Origin of the sequence: Streptomyces sp. NPDC058964, assembly GCF_042741275.1 — a bacterium.
Lineage (GTDB): Bacteria > Actinomycetota > Actinomycetes > Streptomycetales > Streptomycetaceae > Streptomyces.
On the sequence record NZ_JBHYKH010000639.1, the window covers coordinates 1 to 4,551 of the forward strand.

General features: G+C 72.7%; 5 protein-coding genes. 3 read left to right on the forward strand and 2 right to left on the reverse strand.

Features of this window, described 5'->3' with window-relative positions:
* Nucleotides 1-135 precede the first annotated feature (135 nt).
* Entirely contained in the window at nt 136-609 is a 474-nt protein-coding gene (locus ACFW2E_RS42015; RefSeq protein WP_384475990.1) for a DUF1772 domain-containing protein, read from the reverse strand.
* Nucleotides 610-794: 185 nt separating this feature from the next.
* Between ACFW2E_RS42015 and ACFW2E_RS42020 the strand changes: the two genes are divergently transcribed.
* A complete protein-coding gene (locus tag ACFW2E_RS42020) occupies nt 795-2,012 on the forward strand; it encodes an FAD-dependent monooxygenase (protein WP_384475993.1) in 1,218 nt (405 codons plus the stop codon).
* A gap of 128 nt (nt 2,013-2,140) precedes the next feature.
* On the opposite strand, the gene ACFW2E_RS42025 is transcribed toward ACFW2E_RS42020, so the two are convergent.
* A complete protein-coding gene (locus ACFW2E_RS42025; RefSeq protein WP_384475996.1) occupies nt 2,141-2,740 on the reverse strand; it encodes a TetR/AcrR family transcriptional regulator in 600 nt (199 codons plus the stop codon).
* A 173-nt stretch (nt 2,741-2,913) separates the two neighbouring features.
* Between ACFW2E_RS42025 and fabD the strand changes: the two genes are divergently transcribed.
* Together fabD and ACFW2E_RS42035 are read left to right on the forward strand one after the other, a co-directional pair.
* Nucleotides 2,914-3,885: an ACP S-malonyltransferase gene (gene fabD / locus ACFW2E_RS42030; protein WP_384475998.1), complete on the forward strand. Its 972-nt coding sequence runs from the start codon at nt 2,914-2,916 to the stop codon at nt 3,883-3,885.
* Nucleotides 3,886-4,018: 133 nt separating this feature from the next.
* Entirely contained in the window at nt 4,019-4,441 is a 423-nt protein-coding gene (locus tag ACFW2E_RS42035; protein ID WP_384476001.1) for an acyl carrier protein, read from the forward strand.
* The last annotated feature ends 110 nt before the right edge of the window (nt 4,442-4,551 follow it).

Consider the following 4,551-nt stretch of genomic DNA (forward strand, 5'->3'; position numbering starts at 1 on the left):
GGGGGGGGGGGGGGCGGCCGCGGGCCGCCCCCCCCACACCCCGCGCGGCCCGGCGGGCCGCCGCGCCGCGCTGGCGGGCGCCCCCCCGCCGGGGGGGCCCCCCCCCACCCTCCTTGGCTCGTCCTTCGCGCGGGTTCAGCTGGTCACGAGGGCCACGCACATCCCGCCGAGTGCCAGGGCCTGCAGCCCCACACGGGCGTTGATGACGCTGTCCCAGGTCTGCTGGAGCCCACGGGCGTCGGGGGCGGTGCGGCAGTCCAGGGCCGCGCCCGTGAGCTCCTTGTTCACCGGGGCGCTGACCTTGTTGTAGATGGCCAGCCACACCACCAGGGACACGGCCGCGACGCCCGCGGCCACGGCCGGCACCGCCCTGCCGTCGAAGACGGCGACGGCGACCGTGGCCACCGTGGCCACCAGCCCGAACACGCCCGGTACCGGCATGCGCTGGTCGCCGAAACGGTGGGTCTGGCCCATCGCGCTGGTGAGCACCACGTCGTCGACGTGTGCCATGGCGGGCCGCTGCACCAGGGCGGAGAAGACGTCGGTCCCGTAGACCACCGCGTTGGCCATGGTGGCCACCACGGCCAGCGTTTGCAGGAGCGCTTCCATCGAAACCACCTTCGTGGGTCTGCCGGTTGCCGCGTGGTTCCGAGCCACACGGATATGTCGATGCTAGATACTCTTTCGAGACTATATTGGTCGCCGCTCTGAATGCTAGCGTTGACAACAACATTGTTCCGTCGGGGACTTCGCACCGGACCTGCGCCCGGACAGAGCCACGAGGAGACCAAGAGATGGCCATAGGACGTGCCCGTCGCATACTCATCGCCGGGGGAGGGATCGGCGGCCTGGCCGCGGCCCTCGCGCTGCAGAAGAGGGGATTCGAGACCGTCGTCTTCGAGCGGGCCGACTCGCTGCGGGACGGCGGTGCGGGCCTGCACATCTGGAGCAACGGCGTTCTCGCGCTGGACTACCTGGGCGTGGCCGAGCAGGTACTGCAGGTCGCACCCGTCCAGCACGTCGCGCACTTCACCACCTGGCGCGGCGAGGTGCTTGGCGCCTGGCCCGTCGGTGACTTCATCGAGCGGTACGGGGCACCCACCATCGCCGTCGAGCGGTCCGTGCTGCACGGTGTCCTGCGCGAGGCCCTGGAGGGCTCGCCCCTGCGCACCGGCGCCCAGGTCGTGTCCTTCGAACAGGACGCTGACGGGGTCACGGTCCACTTCGCCGACGGCGGCAGCGAGCGCGGCGACCTGCTCATCGGGGCCGACGGCATCCACGGTGCCGTGCGCGACTGCCTGTTCGGGCCGGCCCGCAACCGCTACAGCGGCTACATCGCCTGGCGCGGCCGCGCGCCGATGGAGCATGGGGACATCCCGCCGGGCACCTTCAACGCGATCTTCGGGCCGGGCACCCGGTTCACGTACTACGACGTGGCGCCCGGCCTGGTGCACTGGATGAGTGTCGCCAACGGAGCGCCCGGCGGGCGCGACAAGCCCGGTACGGCGCGGGCGACGCTGCTGCGCCGGCACGAGGGGTGGGCCGGACCGGTGGCCGACATCCTCCGGGCCACCCCGGAGGAGTGGATCCTGCGCGGTGACGTCGAGGGCCGCAAGCCCGAGCGCGAGTGGGGTCGTGGGCGGGTCACGCTGCTCGGGGACGCCGCGCACCCGATCACCTTCAACATCGGGCAGGGCGCCTGCCAGGCGCTGGAGGACGCCCTGGTGCTCGCCGAGTACCTCGACGGGCCCGGCGACGCCGTCACGGCGCTGCGCCGGTACGAGACCGAGCGCCGCGCGCGCACCGCGCCGCTGCAGAAGATCGCCTGGCGGATCGGGAAGATGGGCGCGGTGGAGAACCCGCTGCTGATCAAGTTGCGGGAGTCCTTCATGCGCAAGAACTGGAACACGAAGGCCTTCCGGGCGGCCGAGCAGGGGCAGGTCGCGTACGGCACCCGGTGGGCCAAGCCGGTTGCCTCCCGGCGGGCTGCGGCTCCGACCACTGCGGACTGAGCTGCGCTCCGGGGCGGTTCGCGGGGTGCGGGTTGCTCGTGGCCGGGCGCGCCCGCGCGGCGGAGCCGCGGATCAGTTCAGTCCCGTGCCCCTGTGGGCGCGCCCGTGCGGCGGAGCCGCATATCAGCTCAGTCCCGCGCCCCTGACGGGGGCGCGGGACGCCGCGTCGTCGCCGTTTCCGTGCCGATCGAAGGGTGCAGGGCCTCCCACACCCGGTGGTCGGACGGGATGCCCAGGGCCACGAGTGCGTTGACCAGCATGCCCCGTGACATGAACCAGGCGGTGTCGTCGGTGTCGGCTCCCAGGGCCAGGTGGACCTCCCGCCACAGCTCCTCCCAGCCGGCCCGGACCGTCTCGCCGAACTCGTGGTCGCCCGCGGCCGCCGCGCCCGCCACCGCGGCGTACACCTGCATCTGCATCAGCAGCCGTTCCGGCTCCTTCACGATGACCCGCGTGTACGCGATCGCCATCGCGTGCCGCGCCTCCTCGCCCTCGAGCCCCTCGGCCGCCCGCACCAGCAGCCGCGTGGTCTCCGCCACGCAGCGCGTCGCCGCGGCGAGGAACAGTGCCCGCTTGCCGGGGAACAGCCGGAACAGATACGGCTGTGAGACCCCCGCCCGCCGTGCGATGTCCTGCGTCGAGGTGCCGTCGTATCCCCTGCGGGCGAACTCGATCATCGCCGCGCCGACCACGGCCGTACGCCTCTCCTGCGCGCTCATCCTGGGCATGGCAACACGCTCGGGTGTGCCCCGCCGCGGCGTCAAGGAAAAGCGTTCGACCGGCTTTTCGAGACACATTCGAGGAATGCGCCAGATCGGGGTGCGAGATTCACGGGGTCGAGAACCGCTCGTCGACGGCTCGATGACCCACGCCCCCACAATTCAGTGAGGTAGGAACGGGGATGAGCGACAACCAATTCACGATGTTTCCCGGACAGGGATCGCAACGCGCCGGCATGGCCGAGCACCTGCTGCGCGAGCATCCCCGCACGGCGGGACGCGTGCTGGAGCGGGCGGAGGAGGCGACCGGCCTGCCGCTGACCGAACTGTGCACCACGGCGGCGGAGTCGGAGCTGGAACCCACCGAGACGGCCCAGCCGGCCATCGTCGCGACCAGCCTCGCCGTGTACCAGGTGCTGCACCAGGAGACGGGCTTCGTCCCGGGCGCGGCGGCGGGGCACAGCCTCGGCGAGTACACGGCCCTGGTCGTCGCCGGTGTCCTCGACGCCGACGACGCGCTGCGCCTGGTGCGCCGCCGGGGCGAGCTGATGGCCGGTGTCTCGCGCCGGGTGACGGGAGCGATGGCCGCGGTCATCGGCCTCGCGCCCGCGCGGATCGAGGAGATCTGTGCGGCCACCGCCGGGTCCGGGGTGGTGGAGGTGGCCAACTACAACGAGGCGGGCCAGACGGTCATCTCCGGCCAGAGCGCCGCGGTCGAGGAGGCCGTACGGCTCGCCGACGCGGCCGGTGCCGAGCGCACCGTACCGCTGAAGGTCTCCGCGCCCTTCCACTGCTCGCTGATGAAGGTCATCGAGGACGAGTTCGCCGCGGAGCTGGAGCGGGTCGATTTCGGCGCACCCCGGCTGCCGGTGTTCAGCTCGGTGACCGGTGCCCTGGTGCGCGACGGCGCGCACGCCCGCGATCTGCTGCGGCGTCAGCTGGCCGGTCCCGTGCGCTGGGTGGACGTCCTCGACGCCGCCGCCTCCTTCGGGGTCGACGGTTACCTCGAGGTCGGTCCGGGCCGGGTCCTCAGCGGCTTCGCCAAGCGGACCGTGCCCGACGCCCAGGTGCGCAGCACCAACGACGCGCGCCGCATCACCACCCTCCTGCGCGACCTGCGCCAGGCCGCGGCCGCCTCCGCGGTGGCCGCCTGACCGGCCGCGGCCGTCGGCGCACCGGACGCCGGCCCCGGTCCCTCCCTGTCCGCTCCGACTCACGACCATCCGCGTGCGCAGGGCGCACCGCGCCCTGCGGCACGTATCTCCACCACCCGAAAGGCAGTCAACGGTGTCCGAAACCCTGATTCCCACGACGACCGACTACCTGTCCGCGGTACAGGCGGCCGTCGCCGACGCCCTCGGCATCGACGAGTCCGAGGCCGTTCCCGAGGCGACCCTGCTGGGCGAGCTCGGCGCGGAGTCGATCGACCTGCTCGACATCCTCTTCCGTCTGGAGCGCGCCACCAAGGTGAAGATCACCGTCTCCGACATCGCCGACCTGCTCCAGGGCGGCATCCCGGACGAGGAGTTCGGCGACGAGAACGAGGTCGTCAACGACCGCGGCCTGACGCACCTGGAGAGCGTCCTGCCGCAGTTCGACCGCAGCCAGCTCACCGAGCCGCTGACGGCCGAGGGCGTGCTGGGCCTGTTCACGGTCCAGAACCTCACCGACCTCCTGACCGAGCGGGCCAAGGCCGCCGAGTCCGTCTGAGCGGTTCCCGCGTCTTCCGGGGGCCCGGGGGGGGGGGGGGGGGGGGCGCGCGCCCCCCCCCCCCGCGCCCCGGGCGGGCAGTAACAGACCACCCCCACCCCCGCAGACCA

What these genes read in the sequence shown, in the direction of transcription:
- ACFW2E_RS42015 (WP_384475990.1), bottom strand. Translation starts at nt 609, where the DNA reads ATGGAAGCGCTCCTGCAAACGCTGGCCGTGGTGGCCACCATGGCCAAC.
- ACFW2E_RS42020 (WP_384475993.1), top strand. Translation starts at nt 795, where the DNA reads ATGGCCATAGGACGTGCCCGTCGCATACTCATCGCCGGGGGAGGGATC.
- ACFW2E_RS42025 (WP_384475996.1), bottom strand. Translation starts at nt 2,740, where the DNA reads ATGCCCAGGATGAGCGCGCAGGAGAGGCGTACGGCCGTGGTCGGCGCG.
- fabD (WP_384475998.1), top strand. Translation starts at nt 2,914, where the DNA reads ATGAGCGACAACCAATTCACGATGTTTCCCGGACAGGGATCGCAACGC.